Genomic DNA, 24,288 nt, shown 5'->3' with positions numbered 1-24,288 from the left:
TTTAGAAAGTTATGAGTGATAAGACATTATATACGATTATAGTTCATTCTGAAAATATAGCCGGATTGCTGAATCAGGTGACCGCTGTATTTACCCGTCGGCAAATAAACATCGAGAGTTTGAACGTTTCTGCTTCTTCCATTAAAGGAGTACATAAATATACGATTACAGCGTGGACTGATAAGGACACTATCGAAAAGGTGGTGAAGCAGATCGAAAAGAAGATTGATGTGATTCAGGCGCACTATTTTACGGAAGACGAGATTTATTTCCATGAGATAGCCTTATATAAGGTATCTACTCCTGCTTTTCAGGAGACTCCGGAAGCATCTAAAGTGATCCGCAGATATAATGCCCGCATTGTAGAGGTGAATCCGGTATTCTCTATCGTCGAGAAGAACGGCATGAGTGAAGAGATTACTTCCCTTTACGAAGAACTTCGGGCTTTGAAATGTGTGCTGCAGTTTGTCCGTTCGGGCCGTGTGGCTATTACTACCAGCTGTTTCGAACGTGTGAATGAGTTCCTGGACGGACAGGAAGCGAAGTATAAGCAAAGTAAAAAGGAACAGGAGTAATGAGTGAAGAAAATAAAATAGGGACTTATCAGTTTGTGGCAGAGCCGTTTCACGTAGATTTTAACGGCCGTCTGACCATGGGCGTGCTGGGAAATCATCTGCTGAATTGCGCAGGTTTTCATGCCAGCGACCGTGGATTTGGTATTGCTACGCTGAACGAGGACAATTACACATGGGTGCTTTCCCGCCTGGCTATCGAGCTGGATGAGATGCCTTACCAGTACGAGAAGTTCTCGGTTCAGACATGGGTGGAGAATGTCTATCGTCTCTTTACCGACCGTAACTTTGCCGTCATTGACAAGGATGGAAAGAAGATCGGCTATGCCCGTTCCGTATGGGCGATGATCAATCTGAATACCCGTAAGCCTGCCGATCTGTTGGCATTGCATGGAGGAAGCATCGTCGATTATATATGCGATGAACCTTGCCCGATAGAAAAGCCTTCGCGTATCAAGGTGACAAGCAATCAGCCTGTTGCGACGCTGACGGCAAAATACAGTGATATCGATATTAACGGACACGTAAACAGTATTCGTTATATCGAGCACATACTTGACTTGTTTCCGATAGAACTGTATCAGACGAAACGTATCCGCCGGTTTGAAATGGCGTATGTGGCTGAAAGTTATTTCGGAGATGAACTCTCTTTCTTCTGTGATGAGGTGAGTGAAAACGAGTTTCATGTAGAGGTGAAGAAAAACGGCAGCGAGGTAGTATGCCGTTCCAAAGTGATATTTGAATAATATAGAGTATAAAATCAATTAATAACAGATGGCGCAAGTCATCAAAACAAAAAAACAAAAAAAAATGGCACAGTTGAATTTTGGCGGAACTGTAGAAAATGTAGTTATCCGTGATGAATTTCCATTGGAAAAAGCTCGTGAAGTATTGAAAAATGAAACAATCGCTGTAATCGGTTATGGCGTACAAGGTCCTGGACAGGCTCTGAACCTTCGTGATAACGGTTTCAATGTAATCGTTGGTCAACGCCAGGGAAAGACATATGACAAAGCGGTAGCTGACGGATGGGTTCCGGGTGAAACTTTGTTCGGTATTGAAGAAGCTTGCGAAAAAGGTACGATCATTATGTGCCTGTTGTCTGATGCAGCGGTAATGTCTGTATGGCCTACTATCAAGCCTTACCTGACTGCAGGAAAAGCTCTTTATTTCTCTCATGGTTTTGCTATTACATGGAGTGATCGCACAGGTGTAGTTCCTCCTGCAGATATCGACGTAATCATGGTTGCTCCTAAAGGTTCGGGTACATCCTTGCGTACTATGTTCCTTGAAGGTCGCGGCTTGAACTCTTCTTACGCTATCTATCAGGATGCAACAGGCAACGCTATGGACAGAACAATCGCATTGGGTATCGGTATCGGTTCAGGTTATTTGTTCGAAACAACTTTCATCCGCGAAGCTACTTCCGACCTGACAGGCGAACGTGGTTCATTGATGGGAGCTATCCAGGGTCTGTTGCTGGCACAATACGAAGTGTTACGTGAAAACGGTCACACTCCTTCCGAAGCATTCAACGAAACTGTAGAAGAGCTGACTCAGTCATTGATGCCGTTGTTTGCAAAGAACGGTATGGACTGGATGTATGCTAACTGCTCTACTACAGCTCAACGTGGTGCTCTCGACTGGATGGGCCCCTTCCACGATGCTATCAAACCGGTAGTTGAAAAGTTGTATCACAGTGTGAAGACTGGTAACGAAGCACAGATTTCAATCGACTCTAACTCCAAACCGGATTATCGTGAGAAACTGGAAGAAGAACTGAAAGCATTGCGCGAAAGCGAAATGTGGCAGACTGCCGTGACAGTTCGTAAACTTCGTCCGGAAAATAATTAATCAGACTTATACTATATAAGTTTTTCAAAAGGCGGGAAAAGCGTATTTTCCCGCTTTTTCTATGTAGATACCGGTCTTTTGAGTAATAGAAAAAGGATGAAAGTAGAAAAAAAGATTAAAAGATACTGATAATATAGGTGAAAAAGAGCATTTATGATTACCTTTACGGCAACAAATAAAACAGAATAGGCAATGAAGAAACTTTTTACTTACAGAAGATCGATACGTATGAAGATGATTTCTTCTTTAATAAATAGTATATCAGAATGTTACATTAAAAGATATTTAAGTTATTCTCTACCGAATGGTAGCTGTAATACCATTTCAAGTCCTTTTTATATTTCGTGTTCCATTAGTGATTCGTTGATATGATGCAGAATTTTATTCTGTAGCAGGAAAAAGTATGCGTTAAATTGAATTTAAGACAGAGCTTTTGGAACAGAATTTAGTGGGAAAATAACATTGTTTGTTTTGTTTGTAAATGGGAGTCCTCTTTCGTGAGAAAGGGGGCTTCTTTTTTTATCCCGATGATTCAGGAGGATACCGCTTCCTGCCGGATATACTGTATCAGTTTCCGGTAGAACGCATGCTTGGTAAGAGTGGTTGCATCTCCCAAAATCACAAGTTTCATCCGGGCGCGGGTAATGGCTACGTTCATTCGTCTTAAATCATTCAGAAAACCGATCTGTCCGTCCTCGTTCGCCCGGACGAGGCTGATAAAGACGACATCCCGTTCCTGTCCCTGAAAGCCGTCTACCGTGTTGACCGTGATGAGGCTGCGGAAAGGGCGGAGAAAACTGCTTCCTCTGATTTTACTTCTCAGGTATTGCACTTGCGCCTTGTAGGGCGAAATCAGACCAAAGTCGATGCTCTCGTCCAGGATGCGTGCTTTGCCGATCCGGCTGATATAGGCTTCCAGTTCTTGCAGTAACAAGTTGGCTTCCTGCTTGTTGATGCGCCCGAAGCTCTCGCCTACAAACTCTTCGTGGAAGTCCATTTCCGAGGTATCTATCCAGTTCATGGGAGTGTCGAAGTCAAGGATACCCCGGTTGCGCACTTCCGGTGCGGCTTCCAGTTCTCCGTTGTAGAACCATTCGGAGGGAAAGCGCATGATTGCTTCGTGCATCCGGTATTGCACTTTGAGCAGCGAGACGGCAGAAGGTTTTTGCTGCACGACCTTTTCCATTAGAGTGTGGTCCAGTCCGCCACGGGCGGCTTCGATACATTTGATTGTAGGAGGGAGCTGGCAATGGTCGCCGGCAAGAATCACACGGTCGGCCTTTCGGATGGCGATCCAACAGGCGGCTTCGAGTGCCTGGGCGGCTTCATCGATAAATAAGGTGGGGAAACGCCGTCCGTTGAGCAAACGGTGATTGCTGCTGACCAGCGTGGAAGCAATCACACGGGCACTGTCGAAAAGATCGGCGTTGATCAGGATTTCCAGTTCGGTGGCACGGTCGCGGAGGCGGCTCATCCGGCTGCGCATTCCTTCCCTTTCGGAGTAACTTCCCCGACGCATCCGGCTGCCCATTTCACGGATCGATTTTCGGATTCCCCAAAGTTCGGGGTAGGCCGAATGATTCTCAAAGCGGCGTTCGTAAGTGAAAGAAAGCATTTTGTCATTAACACGTGTAGGGTTACCAATGCGGAGGACAGGCACACCCCGGTCTACCAGTTTCTCGCAAATCCAGTCCACAGCCGTATTACTTTGGGCGCAGACCAGCACCTGCGGTTCGCGGTGAAGCGTTTCGTAAATGGCTTCCACGAGCGTGGTAGTCTTTCCGGTTCCCGGAGGGCCGTGAACGATGGCGACATCGCGTGTGCATAACACTTTGTTTACGGCTGTTTCCTGCGTGCTGTTCAGCCACGGGAAACGGACGGGATATAATTCGCGGAATCCCGGCTTTTGTGTTCCCAGCAAGGTGTCCCGGAGTTCGGCAAGGCGGTTGCCCTTAGCGCGGATTGTGTCTTCCAGCGCTTCGAACATGGCACGATAGGACGTTTCATCGAAATAAAGTTGTACACCCAGCACCTCTTCCGTTTGCAGTTCCAGCAAGGCGCCCGCACTGGGAAGCACGACCACCATCCGTTCGTCGTCCGCATAACTCACCGTTGCAATGAAATTCATGTAATTCACTTTTCCGTCAAATGACTGCCGGAAAAAGCAGACGGGACGACCGAATTCGAAGGAATGCTCGATTTCTTTATTTTCGGTGCGTGTAATATCTATTACAAGTTGATTTAGAGAATTATAGTAACTTCGACCGGGAGAGGCGGGATACCAGCACAGACCACGTTTCACTTTGCGGGCGACACCCATTGTTTCAGTCTGCCGCTTGAATTCCTCCTTTTCGTGTTCATACTCCATGCGTAGCAGGAGTTGCTGTTGCTGAAGGTCGATGATTGGACTTTTCGGATGATTATTCATAATAGACGCAAAGGTAATAAATCTTCTTCCTGAGACGAAAATATATTTCATTTTGTTAAACATTCCTCGAACGCCGTTCGTTATTTTTATAGATAGACTAAAAAAAATAAAAGCAATATGGTGTATGATTTGACTATGTTAGAGGCTTTTTATTCTGCTTATAAAGGAAAAGTGGAACACGTGCGGGCTGTTTTGAAACGCCCATTGACGTTAGCCGAGAAGATTCTGTATGCCCATCTGTTCAATGAGGGCGATCTGAAAAACTACAAGCGGGGTGAAGACTACGTAAATTTCCGTCCCGACCGCGTCGCTATGCAGGACGCGACTGCCCAGATGGCATTGCTTCAATTCATGAATGCAGGAAAAGAAAAAGTGGCTGTTCCCTCCACCGTGCACTGTGACCACTTGATACAAGCGTACAAAGGAGCAAAGGAGGACATTGCTACGGCAACCAAAACAAACGAAGAAGTTTACGACTTTTTGCGCGATGTATCCTCTCGTTACGGCATCGGCTTCTGGAAGCCGGGCGCCGGAATCATTCACCAGGTAGTGCTCGAAAATTACGCTTTCCCCGGCGGGATGATGGTAGGAACCGACTCTCACACTCCGAATGCCGGAGGACTGGGCATGGTGGCCATCGGCGTCGGCGGTGCGGATGCCGTAGACGTGATGACGGGTATGGAATGGGAACTGAAAATGCCAAGGATTATCGGTGTCCGCCTGACCGGAAAACTGAGCGGCTGGACTTCCCCGAAAGATGTGATCCTGAAACTTGCTGGGATTCTGACCGTAAAAGGAGGAACGAACTCCATCATCGAATATTTCGGACCGGGAACAGCTTCCCTGTCGGCTACCGGCAAAGCGACCATTTGCAATATGGGTGCGGAAGTAGGAGCTACCACTTCGCTTTTCCCGTTCGACGGGCGCATGGCTACTTATCTGAGAGCCACCGGCAGGGATCGCATCGTGGAACTGGCGGAAGCCGTGGACTGTGAGCTCCGTGCGGACCAACAGGTGACGGACGAACCGGAAAAGTACTACGACCGTGTCATCGACATTGACTTGTCCACGCTCGAACCTTATATCAACGGCCCTTTCACACCGGATGCCGCTACCCCTATCTCTGAATTTGCAGAAAAAGTATTACTGAACGGCTATCCGCGTAAGATGGAAGTCGGACTGATCGGTTCGTGTACCAACTCTTCTTACCAAGATCTCAGCCGTGCCGCATCCCTTGCAAGGCAGGTGAAGGAAAAGAATCTGAGTGTGGCTTCCCCGCTGATTATCAATCCGGGTTCCGAGCAAATCCGCGCTACTGCCGAAAGAGACGGAATGATGGATGACTTCATGCAGATCGGCGCCGTGATCATGGCAAATGCCTGCGGTCCTTGCATCGGTCAGTGGAAACGTCATACGGACGACCCGACACGGAAGAACTCGATCGTCACATCCTTCAACCGTAACTTTGCCAAACGTGCGGACGGCAATCCGAACACATACGCCTTTGTTGCTTCTCCCGAACTGACGATGGCACTGACCATTGCCGGTGATCTTTGCTTCAATCCGCTGAAAGACAGACTGATGAACCATGACGGCGAGAAAGTGAAACTGGCCGAACCCGTAGGAGATGAACTCCCCTTGAGAGGTTTCACCTCCGGCAATGAAGGCTATATCACCCCCGGCGGGACGAAAACAGCGATCAACGTCAACCCGGCTTCTCAACGCCTGCAACTGCTGACTCCTTTCCCCGCTTGGGACGGACAAGATATACTCAATATGCCCCTGCTGATTAAGGCGCAGGGCAAATGTACTACCGACCATATTTCGATGGCGGGACCGTGGCTGCGTTTCCGCGGACATTTGGAGAATATTTCGGATAATATGCTAATGGGAGCCGTGAATGCGTTCAATGGCGAAACGAACAACGTGTGGAACCGTTCGACAAACACCTACGGAACCGTTTCGGGCACAGCCAAAATGTATAAATCCGAAGGAATCCCCTCTATTGTCGTGGCCGAAGAAAACTATGGAGAAGGCTCCAGTCGCGAGCACGCGGCAATGGAACCCCGTTTCCTGAATGTGCGTGTGATTCTCGCCAAGAGCTTCGCCCGTATCCACGAAACGAATCTGAAAAAGCAGGGCATGCTTGCCCTTACCTTTGCAGACAAAGCGGATTATGACAAGATACAGGAGCACGACCTCCTTTCAGTCATCGGCTTGCCGGACTTTGCTCCGGGACGGAATCTGACCGTCGTTCTCCATCACGAAGACGGAACGAAAGAGAGTTTTGAAGCGCAACATACATACAACGAACAGCAGATTGCCTGGTTCCGTGCCGGCTCTGCCTTGAATGCCAGATAATTAAAATGATAGAAATGAACAAAATAACCATGCAAAAAGATGGTACGCTATCGGTGCCCGATGTGCCTGTCGTACCTTATATTACCGGAGACGGAGTAGGAGCGGAAGTGACTCCGTCGATGCAGTCCGTTGTGAACGCGGCTGTTCAGAAAGCATACGGCGGCAAACGTCGGATTGAATGGAAAGAAGTGCTGGCGGGCGAACGCGCTTTCAACGAGACAGGTTCGTGGTTGCCGGATGAAACGATGAAGGCTTTCCAAGAATATCTGATCGGCATCAAGGGGCCGCTGACGACCCCTGTCGGCGGTGGAATCCGTTCTTTGAACGTGGCTTTGCGCCAAACTCTGGATTTGTATGTTTGTCTGCGTCCGGTCCGTTGGTATCAAGGCGTTCATTCTCCGGTGAAAGCACCGGAAAAAGTGAACATGTGCGTGTTCCGTGAAAATACGGAGGATATATATGCAGGAATCGAGTGGGAGGCAGGTACTCCCGAAGCCGAAAAGTTCTATCAATTCCTGAAAAACGAGATGGGAGTGACGAAAGTCCGCTTCCCCGAGACCTCTTCTTTTGGAGTGAAACCTGTTTCCCGTGAGGGCACGGAACGTCTTGTGCGGGCTGCCTGCCAGTATGCGCTCGACCATCATCTGCCTTCCGTGACACTGGTGCACAAAGGAAACATTATGAAGTTCACCGAAGGAGGCTTCAAGAAATGGGGCTATGAGCTGGCGCAACGTGAGTTCGGCGACGCCTTGGCAGACGGCCGGTTGGTGATAAAGGACTGCATCGCCGATGCTTTCCTGCAAAATACATTACTGATTCCCGAAGAATATTCCGTGATTGCCACGCTGAACCTGAACGGAGACTACGTTTCCGACCAGTTGGCGGCAATGGTAGGCGGCATCGGCATTGCTCCGGGAGCAAATATTAACTACAAGACGGGGCACGCCATTTTTGAAGCGACTCATGGAACCGCCCCCAACATTGCCGGAAAGGATGTCGTGAATCCTTGTTCTATCATTCTTTCGGCGGTGATGATGCTTGAATATCTGGGATGGAAAGAAGCGGCCGCGCTTATCGAAAAGGCGTTGGAACAGAGTTTCCTCGATGCCCGTGCCACGCACGATCTGGCTCGCTTTATGCCGGGAGGTACATCCCTGTCTACCACCGCTTTCACACGCGAAATTGTGGAAAGAATCGAAAAGTAAATGTAACGATTAAAAACGAAGTATTATGAAGAAAGAGTATTTGATTTACAAGCTCTCCGAGGAGATGAAAGAGGCAACCCGGATTGACAATGAATTGTTCCCCAAGTTTGACGTGAAGCGTGGACTGCGTAATGAAGACGGCACCGGTGTATTGGTAGGTCTGACAAAGATTGGTAATGTGGTAGGTTACGAACGTATCCCCGGCGGCGGTCTGAAGCCAATTCCGGGAAAATTGTTCTATCGGGGCTACGATGTGGAAGACATTTCCCACGCCATCATCAAGGAAAAACGTTTCGGCTTCGAAGAAGTGGCTTATCTGCTGCTTTCCGGTCGCCTGCCGGACAAGGAAGAACTGGCTTCTTTCCGCGAACTGATCAATGACAATATGGCGCTCGAACAGAAGACGAAAATGAATATTATCGAGCTGGAGGGAAATAATATCATGAATATTCTTTCGCGCAGCGTACTCGAAATGTATCGTTTCGATCCCGATGCCGACGATACTTCCCGCGATAATCTGATGCGCCAGAGTATCGATCTTATCTCCAAGTTCCCGACCATCATTGCGTATGCTTATAATATGCTCCGCCATGCTACATTCGGTCGTTCCCTGCACATCCGTCATCCGCAGGAGAAACTCTCTATTGCCGAGAATTTCCTCTATATGCTCAAAAAAGATTATACGGAACTGGATGCCCGTACGCTCGACTTGCTATTGATTTTGCAGGCAGAACACGGCGGTGGTAACAACTCGACTTTCACGGTTCGTGTGACTTCTTCCACCGGAACAGATACATATTCGGCCATCGCCGCAGGTATCGGTTCGTTGAAAGGCCCGCTTCACGGAGGCGCGAATATCCAGGTGGCCGATATGTTCCATCACTTGCAGGAGAATATCAAGGACTGGAAGAGCGTGGACGAGATAGATACCTATTTCACACGAATGCTGAATAAGGAAGTGTATAATAAGACCGGATTGATTTACGGTATCGGTCATGCTGTTTACACGATTTCCGATCCTCGTGCGCTGTTGCTGAAAGAACTGGCTCGCGACCTTGCCCGTGAGAAAGGAAAAGAAGAGGAGTTCGCTTTCCTCGAACTGCTTGAAGAGCGTGCCATCGCTACTTTCGGACGTGTGAAGAACAACGGAAAGACGGTTTCCAGCAATATCGACTTCTATTCGGGCTTCGTATATGAGATGATTGGTTTGCCGCAGGAGATTTTCACTCCGCTGTTTGCCATGGCTCGTATTGTCGGCTGGTGTGCGCACCGCAATGAGGAACTGAACTTCGAAGGCAAACGCATTATCCGTCCGGCTTATAAAAATGTTCTTGATGATCTGGCTTATATCCCCATCAAGAAACGCTGATAAGAACAAATCCTTTTATGCAATAATAACTAACCTCAGACGTACATCTCGGTAATCCCTGCATGTACGTCTTGGTAATCCCCAGTTGTACATCTTGGTAGTACCCGGTTGTACGTCTGGGGTGACTTGTTTCAGGAAGAACATCCGATGTTCATTTAACATTTAACACTTTGCGGTTGCTGTATTTTTCATCCGATGGAGGCTAAGGCATTTATCGTTGGTAGAAAGGGCACAGCCTGGCAGGTAGAAACGCCCTTTTAACGCTACGTTAAAAGGGCGTTTCTACAACCGATGAATTATACATTCTATTTCTTTGGATATCAGTGAACTATGATCTTTCCCTTTGCTGGAGGAGAGATTATGGACAGGTGACCTGTTGAGAACAAACTTGTTATTTTAATAATTACCGTCGATTGCGTCTTTGCTGCTATTATTGGGATAAGGTATAATGTCTATTAAATCAAAATACATTAAGCGTGTTTTTAGATGCGTTCCGGTTTCAAAGCCTGTATATTCCACTTCTTGCGCTTCCGTAGAGAAAAGGTATTTGAAACCGTTTTTCAGATAATAGTTCAGAGGAATATTTTCATTGTAAGCGTCAACAATTAAAAAGCGACACCCTGTTTTGTTTCCCGCATCAATGAACCATGATTTTATGAAAGTCATCAGATCACTGCCTATGCCCTGATGCTTGTATTCTTTATTGATTCCAAGTCTGCCGATTAATACACCCGGATAGCGGTGCATTTGTTTGGCTCGGGGAATGTCTTTCTGAACTTTCTTTTCCCTGCTGTTGGGGAGGATATTTACTCTGATACTATCGTTAGAAACAGTGAAGGCACATACTATGTCCGAAGGCTTTTTATCTGAACGAAAACAGTAACTTTTTCCTAATAGCTGTGCATTATAGAGAGGAGCATCGTTATGAAAGAAGTCGTCTAAGTCTTGGTGCCCACATGAGAAAGGGTCACATTCTTTAATCGTATCTTCATCAAGTACGGCAAAAGTACATTTCTCAAAAAGAAATCCCATGTTTTATAACATTTTAGCCTTTTTGAGCACAGCACGGGCTTCCAGCACATGTTTGCTGAAGTCTTGTTTGTTTTGATTTTTATAAGCCTTGTCCGCTGCCTTAACGAAGTGTTCCGCTTCTTTTCCTTTTAAGGTCGGTATGGCTTTAATTTCCATTGCCATTGCTTTTTCTATTATTTAGTTCATAACCAACTGCAAAGATAGCTGATTTTTAATGAATAAACAAAGAATGCCGGAAGTCTGTTGTCGTTTGATCTGTTTTTTATTTGAGTTATTTTTGTGACCATTCTTTTCTTTTTTTGTTATTTTTGTGAATCTCAAAAGAAAATCAAGATGAGTATAGCTGCCTTTAATCTATTTTTGGGCGTCATGAGTCTGACCGCTCTGATTGTTTTCATCGCCCTCTACTTTGTGAAAGCCGGTTACGGGATATTTCGCACCGCCTCCTGGGGAGTTGCCATTTCCAACAAGCTGGCGTGGATACTGATGGAAGCCCCCGTATTTCTGGTCATGTGCTGGATGTGGATACACTCGGAACGTCGTTTTGATCCGGTCATACTGACATTCTTTGTCTTCTTTCAGATTCATTATTTTCAGCGCGCCTTCGTCTTTCCCCTGCTACTGACCGGAAAGAGTAAAATGCCGCTGGCAATCATGTCGATGGGAATCCTGTTCAATCTATTGAACGGCTATATGCAGGGTGAATGGATATTTTATCTCTCACCCGAGGGAATGTATCATTCCGGCTGGTTCACTTCCGCATGGTTTATTGCGGGCAGTCTGCTTTTCTTTGCGGGCATGTTGATGAACTGGCATTCGGACTATATCATCCGCCATTTGCGCAAACCGGGGGATACCCGTCATTATCTGCCACAAAAAGGGATGTACCGCTATGTCACTTCCGCCAATTATCTGGGCGAAATCATTGAATGGGCAGGCTGGGCAATACTGACTTGTTCACTATCCGGACTTGTATTCTTCTGGTGGACAGTGGCCAATCTCGTCCCCCGTGCCAATGCAATCTGGCATCGCTACCGTGAAGAATTTGGCTCGGAAGTAGGCGAACGCAAACGTGTATTTCCTTTTATCTATTGATTTGAAATAAATTATCTATTGACATAAAATAGCGTACTATGGAATCTAAACTTTTCACCCCTGTTACTTTCGGTCCATTGACGCTGCGGAATCGTACGATCCGCTCTGCCGCTTTTGAAAGCATGTGTCCCGGTAACGCCCCTTCACAAATGCTGCTCGATTACCACCGCTCGGTGGCTGCGGGCGGAGTCGGGATGACGACTGTAGCCTATGCAGCCGTGACACAAAGCGGACTTTCCTTCGACCGTCAGTTGTGGCTGCGTCCGGAAATCATTTCCGGTTTGCGTGAAGTGACCGGAGCTATACACACGGAAGGTGCGGCAGCAGGCATCCAGATAGGGCACTGCGGAAATATGTCCCATAAAAAGATTTGCGGAACCACTCCCATTTCAGCTTCTACCGGTTTCAATCTCTATTCTCCTACATTCGTGCGTGGCATGAAGAGAGAAGAGTTGCCGGAGATGGCCAGAGCCTACGGACGGGCTGTCCACTTGGCACGGGAAGCCGGCTTCGACGCCGTCGAGGTACACGCCGGACACGGATATCTGATCAGCCAGTTCCTGTCTCCCTACACCAATCACCGGAAAGACGACTACGGCGGCTTGCTCCAAAACCGGATGCGCTTTATGGAAATGGTGATGAACGAGGTGATGACAGCGGCGGGAAGCGACATGGCAGTCATTGTAAAAATGAATATGCGCGATGGCTTCAAAGGCGGCATGGAAACCGATGAATCTCTGCAAGTGGCCAAACGCCTGCTGGCATTGGGCGCGCACGCATTGGTACTGAGCGGAGGATTCGTCAGCAAGGCCCCGATGTACGTCATGCGGGGAGCGATGCCGATTCGTTCGATGGCTTACTACATGGACTGCTGGTGGCTGAAATACGGAGTCCGGATGTTTGGAAAGTGGATGATTCCGACCGTTCCTTTCCGGGAAGCCTATTTCCTGGAGGATGCACTGAAATTTCGGGCGGCACTTCCGGAAGCCCCGTTGATTTATGTGGGCGGACTGGTGTCCCGCGAAAAGATAGATGAAGTATTGGATGCCGGCTTCGATGCCGTCCAGATGGCACGTGCGTTGCTCAACGAACCGGAGTTTGTCAACCGGATGAGGCGGGAAGAGCAGGCGCGCTGTAACTGCGGACACAGCAACTACTGCATCGGGCGGATGTACACAATCGAAATGGCCTGCCACCAACATCTGAAAGAAAAACTGCCTCCCTGCCTGCAACGGGAGATTGAAAAACTGGAAAAGCAATGAGTGAAGAGAAATGGGCAATCATCACCGGTGCCGACGGCGGCATGGGAACGGAAATAACCCGTGCCGTAGCCGAAGCCGGTTACCATATTATTATGGCTTGCTATCGTCCGTCCAAAGCGGAACCGATACGGCAGCGTCTAGTGAACGAGACAGGAAACGCAAACATGGAAGTCATGGCAGTCGATCTGTCTTCTATGGCATCGACAGCTTCTTTTGCCGATCGGATTGTGGAGCGTCATCTCCCCGTTTCCCTGCTGATGAATAACGCCGGAACAATGGAAACCGGACTTCACATCACCGACGACGGCTTTGAACGAACGGTCAGTGTGAACTATCTGGGGCCGTACCTGCTTACCCGGAAACTCCTTCCGGCATTGACATGCGGAGCCCGTATTGTAAACATGGTTTCTTGCACGTATGCGATCGGACACCTCGATTTTCCCGATTTCTTCCGGCAGGGAAGAAAGGGAAGTTTTTGGCGAATCCCTGTTTACAGCAATACCAAACTGGCTTTGATGCTGTTTACGATCGAACTTTCGGAACGCCTCCGTGAAAAAGGAATCACTGTCAATGCCGCCGATCCCGGCATTGTTTCTACCGACATCATCACTATGCACCAGTGGTTTGACCCTCTGACGGATATCTTTTTCCGCCCCTTTATCCGCACGCCGAAGAAAGGGGCTTCCACTGCCGTCGGCCTCTTGCTGGATGAGGCAGTGGCCGGAGTCAGCGGACAGCTTTATGCGAGCAGCCACAGGAAGCAGCTGTCCGAAAAATACCTCTGCCATGTGCAGCAAAAACAACTGTGGCAGGAAACGGAACAGGCTTTGGAACGCTGGTTGAAATAATACTGTTTTTATTTAATTTATGCTGTGATTACTTATTTTTAGGTATTGTATATCTCCGGATATCTTCTTTTTGTTGATCTATTTTTACCAATAGATGGGGATTGTCCCGCATCTCTATTTGTCACTACCTTTGTATCGTTTTAGAATTCGTTATCGGAACTATATAGTAGGTATTAAGTAAATAGAGTAAAAAGAGATGATCAATAAAAGTTTTCTGGTTTTTCTTGCGTTCTTATTTTCAGTGTCAGCATTTTCTCAACATGGGCGATCCGGAGGGATGATTTCCGGAAGAGTGATTTCTACTGTAGAAAAAGAAGTGGTGGACTTTGCGACTGTATATCTGAAAGGGACGAACAGAGGAGCGACTACAGATGAAAAGGGATTGTATCACTTGAAAGCGGCAGCAGGCGACTACACTCTGGTTGTATCGGCCATTGGGTATACGACAGTAGAAAAGAAAGTGACACTGAAAGCCGGTGAAAGAATAAGGGTCAATGTAACGATTGCTCCGCAGGTGACGGAACTGAATGAAGTGGTAGTGTCCACTTCTGCAGTGAGCCGGGTAAATAAATCTGCCTTTAATGCGGTGGCAATTGATGCGAAAGGTCTGCATAACAGTACACAAAACCTTTCTGATGCCTTGGCAAAAGTTCCGGGACTCAAACTTCGGGAAGCCGGAGGAGTGGGGTCGGATATGATTCTTTCGCTGGACGGATTTTCCGGCAAGCACGTCAAGCTGTTTATTGACGGAGTGCCGCAGGAGGGCGTAGGAAGTTCTTTCGGACTGAACAACATTCCCATTAACTTTGCTGACCGCATCGAAGTGTACCGTGGTGTAGTGCCTGTCGGGTTCGGGACGGATGCCTTGGGCGGAGTTATCAATATCGTAACCAATAAAAACCGGAAAAACTGGTTTCTGGACGCATCCTACTCTTACGGCTCGTTCAATACACATAAATCGTACGTCAACTTCGGACAGACCTTCAAGAATGGACTGACTTACGAAATCAACGCTTTCCAAAACTATTCTGACAACAGTTACTATGTGGATACCCCTGTCGAAGAGTTTTATGAAGGCGGCGGCTCGGCTATCAATACGGACAAGGTAGAACATGTGAAACGCTTTCATGACAACTATCACAACGAGGCTGTTGTCGGCAAAGTAGGGCTGGTTGACAAGAAATGGGCGGATCGTCTGATGATCGGACTGACGTACTCGCGTATGTACAAAGAAATCCAGACAGGAGTGGTACAAAAGGTCGTATTTGGTGAAAAATATCGTAAGGGAAACTCTCTGATGCCTTCTCTGGAATATCGTAAACGTAATTTATTCGTCAGGAATCTGGACGTAGCATTCACAGCCAATTACAACCGGAACTTTACGAACAATGTCGATACGGCAACGTACCGTTTCAACTGGCTTGGTGAGAAAACCTCTCTGAAAGGGAGAAAAGGAGAACAGTCATATCAGGATATGAAGTCCGACAACGACAACTGGAACGCTACTTTTACCGCCAACTACCACATCGGCACTGCGCATACATTTGTGCTGAACCACGTCTTGAACACCTTTCATCGTGAAAATCACAACTCCGTTTCTGTCGATGAATCGAACGCTATCGCCAAAGTGACCCGCAAAAATATAACCGGATTTTCATACAGGCTGATGCCTTCGGAGCACTGGAATTTATCCGTATTCGGGAAATATTACAACCAATATAATGCGGGGCCCGTGTCCGCATCGACCAGTGGAACGAGTAACTACGTCCGTCTCACCAATAATGTAAGCTCTGTGGGATATGGCGCGGCCGGTACTTATTTCATCCTTTCGGGATTGCAGGCAAAACTTTCTTATGAGAAGGCTTACCGGCTGCCTACGAACGAAGAACTTTTTGGTGACGAAGACCTTGAACTGGGAAAAATAGGACTGAATCCGGAAAAAAGTGATAACCTCAATTTCAATTTGAGCTATAATCGCCAATTGGGTAAACACGGTCTGTATGTGGAAACCGGACTGATTTACCGGAATACTTCCGATTATATCTATCGCAGTATCGAAACAACGAGCAACCGTTCATACGGCTCTTACAGCAACTATGGAAGTGTTGAAACAAAAGGCTATCATATTTCCGCGCGTTATAATTACTCCTGCTGGGTCAGTATCGGCGGAAACTTTACACAAATGGACGTGCGTGACAATGTGGAGAAAACGCAGACCGGGCAGGAAAGTCTGACTTATGGCGCACGTATGCCGAACTTGCCTTACCGTTTTGCCAATTCGGACATCTCTTTCTTCTGGCGGAACCTCTGGAAGAAAGGAAATACGCTGACCGTTACCTATGACAATATGTATGTACATGGTTTTCCGCTTTACTCCGAAGCATTGGGAGCGGTGGAAACCAAAGACATAGTGCCTACACAGTTTTCACATAATCTGGGCATCACCTACAGTCTGAAGAATGGACGATATAACGTATCGTTCGAATGTAAAAACTTCACTGACGAAAAACTCTATGATAACTTCAGTCTCCAGAAAGCCGGTCGTGCCTTCTATGGGAAAGTGAGAGTGTACTTCGGCGGAAATTGAAACAGAAAGAATTTTAAACCTGAGAGAAATAAAAACAATTTGATTAACTACAAATACTCAAAAAAAGATGAAGAAGAATTTTTTGATGTGGAGCTTTGCAATGGCTCTGTTGACAGGTACGCTTTGTACCTCTTGTGATGAAACTGAGGGAGCCGTTGCTCCGGAAGAAACGCAATCCGTACAGAAGGGAATAGCTATTACCTATCTGCATGTGACTGACCAGATCATGAAAAACAGAGATGTCATCCGTGGCGAAAACTTTTTGGGAAATGGCGAGTACGTTACTTTCGCAGGTATTCTTGAAGCCAACAATAAAATTTATACCGCTCCTATTCCTATGGGACTAAGTGTATACGGGTCGGCTTTTGAAGATGGCAAGTGGGTGAAATATCCGGAACTGGTGAAAACCGAAGACGGAGGCAGCAACAGCTCCAGCTATGAGAAAGGGGAACTGCAGTGGACTCAGTACCCCAACGAAGCATGGGTGGCTATCTACAACGATGAAAACTTCAACAACCCGACGCTGATCAGGACGGACAAAATCAGTTATGCTTGCGGACGTATGCGTTCACAGTATTATCAGACGATTTGGGCTGCCGACAATGGAGACGTATATGTGTTTTCCCCGAGTTATGCCAAGATCATGGATGCCGACGTACAGAAAACCAACTTACCGGCAGGAGTGGTCCGCATCAAAGCTGGCGCGACTGACTTTGACAGCTATTACTGTAATCTGGAAGAACTCTCGGGCGGCAAGTCATTCCTGCGCTGCTGGCACATCACCGGAGACTATTTCTTGTTGCAGATGTACACAGGCGAAATTAACTCACGTGGCACGGGAGCTACGCGAATGGCTGTCTTCAAGGCGACAGGAAATGGGGATAAGGGAGAACTGTACTATGTAGACGGACTGCCTGAACCGGATCGTATCTCTTCTTTCTCCGGTACCCCGTTTTGTGAGAACGGCGTGGCTTATGTCGGCGTCATTCCCATTACTGCAGACGGAGAAACCAATCATCCGGCTATTTATAAAATTGATCCGGTTACTCATACGGCAACAAAAGGGCTGACTGTCAACGCTACCGGAATCACTGCGATAGGTAGACTTGCCAAGGATTCGCACTCAACTTACGTCGTATCGGCTACCGTAACATCGGCCAACAGTACAGCCAACTACTTACTGGCTACCTCGACTCTCGAAAGTGGCAGTGTAACTCCCGGCAACAATAACGGATTTGAAACTGCTACCGGTACTGCCTGGATTTTCTACAAAGACCAATATCTGTATCGCCTCCAATACAATCAGGGAAATGAAGGTGTAACCACAGCTTATGAACTGAATACAAACGGCGGTATTGCGAAACGTTCGAACGAATATACGATTACCCGCTTTACCACTTACGGTATTTTTGGAGAAAATATCATCTCTTCATCAGCTGTTGACGCTACTTTCACAGACTAAATGTTGAATATTCTTTGCCAATCATGAAATCAGCAAGGTTGTGCCAAAAGTAACCCATACAAATACAATGAGAAAGTTTTTTCGAAAAATTCATTTGTGGCTCTCAGTCCCCTTCGGAATAATAATCACGCTTATCTGTTTCTCCGGCGCCATGCTGGTGTTCGAGAATGAGGTAAATGAACTGATGTGGCCGGAACTTTACTTTGTGAAACAGGTTGAGGCAGCTCCGTTACCGGTTGATCAGTTGTTGGAAAAGGTGGCTGCCACGTTGCCCGACGATGTTTCTGTGTCAGGTGTCAGCATTTCCTCTGATCCGGAACGCACTTATCAGGTGAGTCTTTCCAAACCCCGCCGTTCTTCGGTGTATGTCGATCAGTATACGGGCGAGATTACCGGAAAGAATCAGCGCAGCGGTTTTTTTGCGTTTATGTTTCGGATGCACCGCTGGTTGCTGGATAGTATGAATCCGGGAGGTGAGGGGATTTTCTGGGGAAAGATGATTGTAGGCGTCAGCACTTTGATGTTTGTCGTAGTCTTGATTTCCGGAATCATTGTCTGGTGGCCGCGTACACGTAAGGCATTGAAAAATAGTCTGAAGATATCGGGCACGAAAGGCTGGAAGCGGTTTTGGTATGACTTGCATGTGGCGGGAGGAATGTATGCGCTGGTTCTTCTGCTGGCTATGTCGCTGACCGGACTGACGTGGTCTTTCACTTGGTATCGGACAGCCTTTTATAAAGTTTTTGGCGTGGAAGTGCAGCAGCAGGGCGGGCATGGGCACGGGCAGAAAGAAAGCACTTCCAAAGGAGATGCCCGACTGGCTTTGCAGGATGGAAAGCCGAAGGCTGAAACTGAAGGACGGGAGAATGCCGAAGAACGTGGAAGTGGCAGAAGAGGTCGTCCGGACAGGCCGCATCGAGAAAAACAGGAAGGCTTATCCGCAGATTATTCACAAAGTGAACGGCAGGAAGGCAACCTGCATGAGGGCGGCAGACATTGGAAACACCAGCAAACTGAACAGCCAAAGCCTGTTGTTTCTGCCTTTGCTTATTGGCAGGAAATATATGACAAGCTGAGTCTTCAGAATCCGGCATACAAACAGATCAGTGTTTCCTCCGGTACGGCTAGCGTTGCTTTCGACCGTTTGGGGAATCAACGTGCTGCTGACCGTTATTCATTTAATACGGAAAATGGTGAATTTACAGAGACGAGTCTTTATCAGCATCAGGATAAGGCAGGAAAAATACGCGGTTGGATTTACTCTGTTCATGTAGGCAACTGGGGAGGTATGACGACACGTATACTTACTTTTTTGGCTGCATTAGTGGGCGCTTCCTTGCCGTTGACCGGTTATTATTTGTGGATTAAGAAAATGATAAATAAGAGAAAGCGTGAAAAGACGATCGCTTTATCTGCCGCGGGGAAAAGAGATATTGCTTGAAAGAATGCCGGTATATCGGTTCGGACTCCTGGAAATAGTGATAGCTTTATTGAAACAAGAACGGTGGACCATTGAATCTCTCATTGCGTCCACCGTTCTTTATATTACCTTATATGAATGTATTACCTTTATTATATAGAAAGTTCTTTCAATACATTGACCAGATCTCTCTTGACCGGCTTATCATTCTTGATAGCTTTGCTGAATGGTACGTAGACGATTTCATCGTGCTCGATACCTATCATCACGTTGCGCTGGTCTTCCATGATAGCGTCGATGGCAGCGGCACCCAAACGGCTTGCCAGGATGCGGTCGTGAGCTGTAGGGCTTCCACCGCGCTGCAAGTGTCCTAAGATCGTCACACGCACATCGTATTGCGGGTATTCGTTTTTCACACGTTCCGCATAGTGCATGGCACCGCCTGTCAGTTCGCTTTCCGCTACCAGTACGATACTGCTATTCTTGGATTTGCGGAATCCGTTCTTGATAAATTCTTCCAGTTGGTCGACTTCCGTACTGAACTCCGGAATAATGGCTGCTTCGGCTCCCGAAGCAATGGCGCCGTTCAGAGCGAGGAATCCGGCGTCACGTCCCATCACCTCTACAAAGAACAGACGTTCGTGTGAAGTGGCGGTGTCACGGATTTTATCTACTGCATCCAGAATGGTGTTCAATGCGGTATCATATCCGATAGTGGTATCCGTGCCGTAAAGGTCGTTGTCAATCGTTCCCGGAAGTCCGATACATGGAACATCGAATTCCTGTGCGAAGATTCGGGCGCCTGTCAGCGAACCGTCACCACCGATGATCACCAAAGCATCGATGCCTTCTCTTTTCATATTATCATAAGCCAGCTGGCGGCCTTCCGGTGTGGTGAACTCCTTACAGCGGGCTGTTTTCAGGATGGTTCCACCCAGTTGGATGATATTACTTACGTTCTGGCTCTTGAACTCTTTGATTTCGCCTGTCACCAGACCTTTGTATCCTCTATATATACCTTTTACTTGTAGTCCGTTGTAGATAGCTGCACGTGTTACTGCGCGGATGGCCGCATTCATTCCCGGAGCATCACCTCCCGAAGTCAAAATACCGATACATTTAACTGTTCCCATAACAATCTTTCATTAATTAGTTTGACGTGGCAAATGTACAACAAAAAGTTGAAAGCAGTGTTTCATAAGTTTTTTTTCGTGTGTCGAAACCATTAAAAATATTCAAATTGTCTCTTCTATCTTTCTTTTTAATCTTTTATCAATAGCTGGATATGGTCATGTATTTTTTCCATCAGCCATTTGGGAGTGGAAGTCGCTCCGCATACGCCGATGGATTTCACATTCCGGAGTAAAGTGGGATCGATTTCTTTCTCATTATCAATCAGATGTGAGTTGGCGTTTACTTTCAGGCATTCTTCAAAAAGCATCTTTCCGTTCGAACTCTTTTTCCCGCTGACGAAGAAAATCAGATCGTGCGTTGCCGCAAATTCCCTGAGATTGGGCATACGGTTAGCTACCTGCCGGCAGATTGTATCGTAATATTCGAAAGTGGCATCCGGTGAAATGTGGAGTTTGATGTATTCTACAATCTCCTGAAACTCGTCCAGAGACTTTGTGGTCTGTGAGAAAAGGCGGATGCTTTTAGTGAAATCCAGCTTTTTGGCTTCTTCCGCACTTTCGATGACAATGGCTTGACCGCCGGTCTGCCCTACCAGTCCCAGCACTTCTGCATGACCGTTCTTGCCGTAGATCACAATTTGCTTTTCTTCAAAATCTTCCTTCCGGAACTCTTGTTTGATGCGCTTTTGAAGCCGCAGTACGACCGGACAGGTTGCATCGATGATTTCGATATTATTCTTGTGGGCGATCTGGTAAGTCTCCGGTGGCTCTCCGTGTGCGCGAAGCAATACTTTGGCATTGCGCAATTGTCTGAATTCATCACGGTTGATCGTAATCAGTCCCATTGCCTTCAGCCTTTCTACCTCCCGGCTGTTGTGTACAATATCTCCCAGGCAATAGAGCGTTTCTCCTTTTGCCAGTTCTTCTTCCGCCTTGTGGATGGCTGTGACCACGCCGAAGCAGAAGCCGGAACCTTCGTCTATCTCTACTTTAATCATACACTCGATTTCTATCCTCTATTCCTTTACTACTTTCCCGAATTGTTCCGACAGCCATTCCTTCTGCTGTTCGATGCTCAGATTGGAATTGTCGAGCAGCAGAGCGTCGTCCGCTTTGCGCAATGGGCTCACTTCACGATGCTGATCGATGTAATCCCGTTGCTTTACGTTCTCAAGAATTTCCTCGAAACTGCCTTCCTGGCCTTTTGCTTTCAGTTCGTCAAAACGGCGTTGGGCACGAATCTCCGGTGTGGCCGTAACAAATATTTTCAGTTCCGCATCCGGGAAAACCGTGGTTCCGATGTCCCGTCCGTCCATCACAATCCCTTTTTCTTTACCCATGGCCTGTTGCTGTGCTACCATCGCTTCGCGTACAAAATCGAGTGCGCTGATAGGGCTGACTTTGGACGAAACCCCCATTGTACGGATTTTATTCTCTACGTTCACCCCGTTGAGGTAGGTGTCCGGACGTCCCGTCTCCGGATTGGGGCGGAAAGTAATCCGGATATCCCGGATTGCTTCTTTCAGCTTCTCCGTATCGATAACGTCTCCGTTAAATATCCCGTTTTCAATACTATATAAGGTGACTGCGCGATACATTGCCCCACTATCTATATAAATGTATCCTACTTCGCGGGCGAGATCTTTGGCCATTGTACTTTTTCCGCAGGAGGAAAAGCCGTCGATTGCGATTGTTATCTTTTTCATATTATCTGCTTCTTATATTTGTCCGCCAAAGATACGCTTATTTTGAAAATCAGCCATAGATTTGACTGTAAAAGCAACTGAATGAGTATGAAAGAATTAAAAAAGTTAAAAAGCCGGATAAAAAGATACAAAGAAACGGACGGTTATCTGAAAATGTAGTATATTTGCCCAGAGACACATAGGAAGACACTTTTTTTTATTAATCATTATATTAACAAAATTATGGAAGTTAAAAAATCACCCAAGGCAGACCTGGAAGGAAAGAAATCCACATGGCTGCTGATCGGTTACGTGGTGGTATTGGCTTTTATGTTCGTGGCGTTCGAATGGACCCAGCGTGACGTGAAAATCGATACAAGCCAGGCTGTAGCTGATGTTGTTTTTGAAGAGGAAATCATTCCTATTACCGAAACCCCTGAACAAGCGACCCCACCACCACCCGAGGCACCGAAGGTGGCCGAATTGCTGGAAATTGTCGATGACCAGGCAGATATTGAAGAATCAACTACCATCCTTAATGAGGATAACACACCGAAAGTGGAAGTAAAATACGTACCGGTACAAGTAGTTGAGGAAGAGCCGGAAGAACAGACTATCTTCGAAGTTGTAGAAAACATGCCGGACTTCCCGGGTGGACAGGCAGCATTGATGCAGTATCTGGCTAAAAATATCAAATATCCGACTATCGCACAGGAAAATGGTACTCAAGGTCGTGTTATCGTACAGTTCGTTGTTAACAAAGACGGTAGTATCGTAGATGCAAAAGTTGTACGCAGTGTAGACCCGTATCTGGATAAAGAAGCTCTCCGTGTGATCAACACGATGCCGAAATGGAAACCAGGTATGCAGCGTGGTAAACCGGTTCGCGTTAAATTTACAGTTCCTGTAATGTTCAGATTGCAGTAATTTGTAACACTCATACATTTAAGAGGCTGCGAATGCAGCCTCTTTTTATTCATTAATCTTTGTTTTCATCATGTTTACAGCTTCTCAATTACTTGATAAAATAAACAACCACCTATCTGAAATTCAGATAACCCGGACTCCGGAAGGACTCTACGAACCAATCGAATACATCCTTTCTCTGGGAGGAAAGCGGATTCGTCCTGTATTGATGCTGATGGCATATAACTTGTATAAGGAAGATGTTTCATCAATTTACGATCCTGCTACCGGTATCGAAGTTTATCATAATCACACTTTGTTGCATGATGATCTGATGGATCGTTCGGATATGCGCAGAGGAAAACCGACTGTGCATAAGGTCTGGAACGATAACACAGCTATTTTGTCGGGTGATACCATGCTGATACTGGCTTTCCGGTATGTAGCCGGTTGTGCGCCCGAGCATTTGAAAGAAGTCATTGATTTGTTTAGTCTGACTGCGTTGGAAATTTGTGAAGGGCAGCAGTTGGATATGGAATTTGAGTCGCGCAACGATGTGGCGGAAGACGAATATATTGAAATGATTCGTCTGAAAACGGCTGTATTGCTTGCCGCAAGTCTGAAGATCGGTGCGATTCTGGCAGGAGCGTCTGCCGCTGATGCGGAGAATCTTTATAATTTTGGTATGCAGATAGGGGTTGCATTCCAGTTACAGGATGATTTGCTGGATGTTTATGGCGATCCGGAAGTGTTCGGAAAGAAAATCGGTGGAGACATCCTTTGCAATAAGAAGACATATATGCTGATCAAAGCACTGGAACGTGCAAACGGAGAACAGCTGGAAGAACTGAATCGCTGGCTGAATGCAGACAACTGTCAGCCGGCAGAAAAGATAGCGGCAGTGACGGAGATTTATAATCAGTTGACTATCCGCAGCGTTTGTGAAAACAAAATGCGCGAATATTATACGCTGGCTATGGAGAGTCTTGAAGCAGTTGCAGTTGCAGAAGAGAAGAAGAAAGAACTTAAGAATTTAGTGAAATTACTGATGTATCGGGAAATGTAGTAA

20 protein-coding genes and 1 pseudogene are annotated in these 24,288 nt (G+C 46.9%); 15 read left to right on the top strand and 6 right to left on the bottom strand.

The features are described from left to right. Positions 1–11: 11 nt before the first annotated feature. From ilvN to ilvC, 3 genes are all read left to right on the top strand, one after another. Complete coding sequence (gene ilvN / locus BT_RS10520) at positions 12–575, top strand: acetolactate synthase small subunit (protein ID WP_008761035.1); 564 nt, start codon at positions 12–14, stop codon at positions 573–575. Beyond that, positions 575–1,318, top strand: a complete 744-nt coding sequence (locus BT_RS10515; protein WP_008766475.1) for an acyl-[acyl-carrier-protein] thioesterase — start codon at positions 575–577, stop codon at positions 1,316–1,318. Before ilvN ends, BT_RS10515 begins: the two co-directional genes overlap by 1 nt. Positions 1,319–1,382: 64 nt before the next feature. Beyond that, complete coding sequence (gene ilvC, locus BT_RS10510) at positions 1,383–2,426, top strand: ketol-acid reductoisomerase (protein ID WP_008761037.1); 1,044 nt, start codon at positions 1,383–1,385, stop codon at positions 2,424–2,426. Between the two features lie 532 nt (positions 2,427–2,958). Here the strand turns inward: ilvC and BT_RS10505 are convergent. Then, positions 2,959–4,905: an AAA domain-containing protein gene (locus BT_RS10505; RefSeq protein ID WP_062695901.1), complete on the bottom strand. Its 1,947-nt coding sequence runs from the start codon at positions 4,903–4,905 to the stop codon at positions 2,959–2,961. A gap of 66 nt (positions 4,906–4,971) precedes the next feature. On the opposite strand from BT_RS10505, the gene BT_RS10500 reads away from it, so the two are divergent. From BT_RS10500 to BT_RS10490, 3 genes are read left to right on the top strand one after another with little or no spacing between them, the layout of a single operon-like run. Continuing rightward, complete coding sequence (locus BT_RS10500; RefSeq protein ID WP_011108124.1) at positions 4,972–7,215, top strand: aconitate hydratase; 2,244 nt, start codon at positions 4,972–4,974, stop codon at positions 7,213–7,215. 14 nt (positions 7,216–7,229) lie between these two features. Next, positions 7,230–8,420: an NADP-dependent isocitrate dehydrogenase gene (gene icd / locus BT_RS10495; protein WP_011108123.1), complete on the top strand. Its 1,191-nt coding sequence runs from the start codon at positions 7,230–7,232 to the stop codon at positions 8,418–8,420. Between the two features lie 25 nt (positions 8,421–8,445). Further along, positions 8,446–9,789 (top strand): citrate/2-methylcitrate synthase, encoded by a 1,344-nt coding sequence (locus tag BT_RS10490; RefSeq protein WP_008766471.1) that lies wholly within the window; start codon positions 8,446–8,448, stop codon positions 9,787–9,789. A gap of 396 nt (positions 9,790–10,185) precedes the next feature. Here BT_RS10490 and BT_RS10485 read toward each other — a convergent pair whose 3' ends face one another. Further along, on the bottom strand, positions 10,186–10,821 hold the full coding sequence (locus BT_RS10485; protein ID WP_011108121.1) for a GNAT family N-acetyltransferase: 636 nt from the start codon (positions 10,819–10,821) through the stop codon (positions 10,186–10,188). Between the two features lie 3 nt (positions 10,822–10,824). Further along, positions 10,825–10,983, bottom strand: coding sequence for a hypothetical protein (locus BT_RS24370; protein ID WP_008761044.1), 159 nt, complete (start codon positions 10,981–10,983; stop codon positions 10,825–10,827). A 171-nt stretch (positions 10,984–11,154) separates the two neighbouring features. On the opposite strand from BT_RS24370, the gene BT_RS10480 reads away from it, so the two are divergent. The 7 genes and pseudogenes from BT_RS10480 (at position 11,155) to BT_RS10455 (ending at position 19,516) form a co-directional block, all read left to right on the top strand. Continuing rightward, positions 11,155–11,916 carry a DUF1295 domain-containing protein gene (locus BT_RS10480; protein WP_011108120.1) on the top strand — a complete coding sequence of 254 codons (762 nt, stop codon included), beginning with the start codon at positions 11,155–11,157 and terminating at the stop codon, positions 11,914–11,916. 38 nt (positions 11,917–11,954) lie between these two features. Then, entirely contained in the window at positions 11,955–13,178 is a 1,224-nt protein-coding gene (locus BT_RS10475; protein ID WP_011108119.1) for an NADH:flavin oxidoreductase, read from the top strand. Further along, a complete protein-coding gene (locus tag BT_RS10470; protein ID WP_011108118.1) occupies positions 13,175–14,026 on the top strand; it encodes an SDR family oxidoreductase in 852 nt (283 codons plus the stop codon). Before BT_RS10475 ends, BT_RS10470 begins: the two co-directional genes overlap by 4 nt. A 196-nt stretch (positions 14,027–14,222) precedes the next feature. Next, complete coding sequence (locus BT_RS10465) at positions 14,223–16,613, top strand: TonB-dependent receptor (protein WP_011108117.1); 2,391 nt, start codon at positions 14,223–14,225, stop codon at positions 16,611–16,613. 163 nt (positions 16,614–16,776) lie between these two features. Continuing rightward, positions 16,777–17,721 (top strand): annotated as a pseudogene (locus BT_RS10460) (DUF4374 domain-containing protein); the annotation flags it as partial. After that, on the top strand, positions 17,701–18,075 hold the full coding sequence (locus BT_RS24610; protein WP_234134099.1) for a DUF4374 domain-containing protein: 375 nt from the start codon (positions 17,701–17,703) through the stop codon (positions 18,073–18,075). The pseudogene BT_RS10460 and the gene BT_RS24610, both read left to right, overlap by 21 nt. A 67-nt stretch (positions 18,076–18,142) precedes the next feature. After that, a complete protein-coding gene (locus BT_RS10455; protein ID WP_062694591.1) occupies positions 18,143–19,516 on the top strand; it encodes a PepSY-associated TM helix domain-containing protein in 1,374 nt (457 codons plus the stop codon). A gap of 131 nt (positions 19,517–19,647) precedes the next feature. Here BT_RS10455 and pfkA read toward each other — a convergent pair whose 3' ends face one another. The 3 genes from pfkA to cmk all read right to left on the bottom strand — a co-directional run bounded on the left by pfkA (position 19,648) and on the right by cmk (position 22,334). Continuing rightward, complete coding sequence (gene pfkA, locus BT_RS10450; RefSeq protein WP_008761048.1) at positions 19,648–20,628, bottom strand: 6-phosphofructokinase; 981 nt, start codon at positions 20,626–20,628, stop codon at positions 19,648–19,650. Positions 20,629–20,756: 128 nt separating this feature from the next. After that, positions 20,757–21,626 (bottom strand): 4-hydroxy-3-methylbut-2-enyl diphosphate reductase, encoded by an 870-nt coding sequence (locus BT_RS10445; RefSeq protein ID WP_011108114.1) that lies wholly within the window; start codon positions 21,624–21,626, stop codon positions 20,757–20,759. 18 nt (positions 21,627–21,644) lie between these two features. Then, positions 21,645–22,334 carry a (d)CMP kinase gene (gene cmk, locus BT_RS10440; protein WP_008761050.1) on the bottom strand — a complete coding sequence of 230 codons (690 nt, stop codon included), beginning with the start codon at positions 22,332–22,334 and terminating at the stop codon, positions 21,645–21,647. A gap of 222 nt (positions 22,335–22,556) precedes the next feature. Here cmk and BT_RS10435 point away from each other — a divergent pair, with 222 nt between their 5' ends. Next, entirely contained in the window at positions 22,557–23,240 is a 684-nt protein-coding gene (locus BT_RS10435; RefSeq protein ID WP_008761051.1) for an energy transducer TonB, read from the top strand. A 70-nt stretch (positions 23,241–23,310) separates the two neighbouring features. Beyond that, positions 23,311–24,285, top strand: a complete 975-nt coding sequence (locus BT_RS10430) for a polyprenyl synthetase family protein (protein WP_011108113.1) — start codon at positions 23,311–23,313, stop codon at positions 24,283–24,285. The last annotated feature ends 3 nt before the right edge of the window (positions 24,286–24,288 follow it).

It is taken from the genome of Bacteroides thetaiotaomicron VPI-5482, assembly GCF_000011065.1.
Classification (GTDB): Bacteria; Bacteroidota; Bacteroidia; order Bacteroidales; family Bacteroidaceae; genus Bacteroides; species Bacteroides thetaiotaomicron.
The sequence above is the reverse complement of the archived record's forward strand: the minus strand, read 5'-3'. Positions and strand labels throughout refer to the sequence as shown.

What these genes read in the sequence shown, in the direction of transcription:
- icd (WP_011108123.1), top strand. Translation starts at nt 7,230, where the DNA reads ATGAACAAAATAACCATGCAAAAAGATGGTACGCTATCGGTGCCCGAT.
- ilvN (WP_008761035.1), top strand. Translation starts at nt 12, where the DNA reads ATGAGTGATAAGACATTATATACGATTATAGTTCATTCTGAAAATATA.
- BT_RS10470 (WP_011108118.1), top strand. Translation starts at nt 13,175, where the DNA reads ATGAGTGAAGAGAAATGGGCAATCATCACCGGTGCCGACGGCGGCATG.
- cmk (WP_008761050.1), bottom strand. Translation starts at nt 22,334, where the DNA reads ATGAAAAAGATAACAATCGCAATCGACGGCTTTTCCTCCTGCGGAAAA.
- BT_RS10445 (WP_011108114.1), bottom strand. Translation starts at nt 21,626, where the DNA reads ATGATTAAAGTAGAGATAGACGAAGGTTCCGGCTTCTGCTTCGGCGTG.
- BT_RS10475 (WP_011108119.1), top strand. Translation starts at nt 11,955, where the DNA reads ATGGAATCTAAACTTTTCACCCCTGTTACTTTCGGTCCATTGACGCTG.
- BT_RS10435 (WP_008761051.1), top strand. Translation starts at nt 22,557, where the DNA reads ATGGAAGTTAAAAAATCACCCAAGGCAGACCTGGAAGGAAAGAAATCC.
- BT_RS10465 (WP_011108117.1), top strand. Translation starts at nt 14,223, where the DNA reads ATGATCAATAAAAGTTTTCTGGTTTTTCTTGCGTTCTTATTTTCAGTG.
- BT_RS10515 (WP_008766475.1), top strand. Translation starts at nt 575, where the DNA reads ATGAGTGAAGAAAATAAAATAGGGACTTATCAGTTTGTGGCAGAGCCG.
- ilvC (WP_008761037.1), top strand. Translation starts at nt 1,383, where the DNA reads ATGGCACAGTTGAATTTTGGCGGAACTGTAGAAAATGTAGTTATCCGT.
- BT_RS10480 (WP_011108120.1), top strand. Translation starts at nt 11,155, where the DNA reads ATGAGTATAGCTGCCTTTAATCTATTTTTGGGCGTCATGAGTCTGACC.
- BT_RS10505 (WP_062695901.1), bottom strand. Translation starts at nt 4,905, where the DNA reads ATGAAATATATTTTCGTCTCAGGAAGAAGATTTATTACCTTTGCGTCT.
- BT_RS24370 (WP_008761044.1), bottom strand. Translation starts at nt 10,983, where the DNA reads ATGGCAATGGAAATTAAAGCCATACCGACCTTAAAAGGAAAAGAAGCG.
- BT_RS10500 (WP_011108124.1), top strand. Translation starts at nt 4,972, where the DNA reads ATGGTGTATGATTTGACTATGTTAGAGGCTTTTTATTCTGCTTATAAA.
- BT_RS10490 (WP_008766471.1), top strand. Translation starts at nt 8,446, where the DNA reads ATGAAGAAAGAGTATTTGATTTACAAGCTCTCCGAGGAGATGAAAGAG.
- pfkA (WP_008761048.1), bottom strand. Translation starts at nt 20,628, where the DNA reads ATGGGAACAGTTAAATGTATCGGTATTTTGACTTCGGGAGGTGATGCT.
- BT_RS10455 (WP_062694591.1), top strand. Translation starts at nt 18,143, where the DNA reads ATGAGAAAGTTTTTTCGAAAAATTCATTTGTGGCTCTCAGTCCCCTTC.
- BT_RS10485 (WP_011108121.1), bottom strand. Translation starts at nt 10,821, where the DNA reads ATGGGATTTCTTTTTGAGAAATGTACTTTTGCCGTACTTGATGAAGAT.
- BT_RS10430 (WP_011108113.1), top strand. Translation starts at nt 23,311, where the DNA reads ATGTTTACAGCTTCTCAATTACTTGATAAAATAAACAACCACCTATCT.